Below are 418 nucleotides of genomic sequence, written 5' to 3'. Positions count from 1 at the left end.
CCCCCAAGCTCGAAGCCCCGCCCGCCACCACCCTCTTTGACCGACGCTCGGAATAATGGCCATGGTCGCCTTGAGCCAGGAGCCCCCTGCCCATGTCTTTCCTGCCCATGTCTTCCCGTGACCAAGCCTTCCGTGACCAAGCCTTCCCCGCTATGACCCAGCGCGTCCTCCTCGCCGGCAGTACCGGGCTGGTCGGCAGCCTCGTCCGCGCCCGGCTCGCGGCACGCCCCGACATCGATCTCGTCAGCCTCGTGCGGCGGGGCGCGTCTGCGCCCGGGCACGAGGTCGATTTCGAACAGCTTTGCGAAGCGCCCGAGACCGTCCTGAGGCCTTTCGCGCCCGAAGGCATCGACGTCGCGATCTCCTGCCTCGGCACGACCATCCGCACGGCGGGATCGCAGCCGGCCATGTTCCGCGT

The 418-nt window shown here is 68.9% G+C and carries 1 pseudogene; it reads left to right on the top strand.

Annotated features, from left to right (window positions below):
* Positions 1-92: 92 nt before the first annotated feature.
* Positions 93-418, top strand: a pseudogene (locus tag AB4Y92_RS26050) (hypothetical protein); the annotation flags it as partial.

Origin of the sequence: Lysobacter sp. TAB13 (genome assembly GCF_052113885.1) — a bacterium.
Classification (GTDB): Bacteria; Pseudomonadota; Gammaproteobacteria; order Xanthomonadales; family Xanthomonadaceae; genus Lysobacter; species Lysobacter gummosus.
This window is presented reverse-complemented; position numbering and strand designations above follow the sequence as displayed.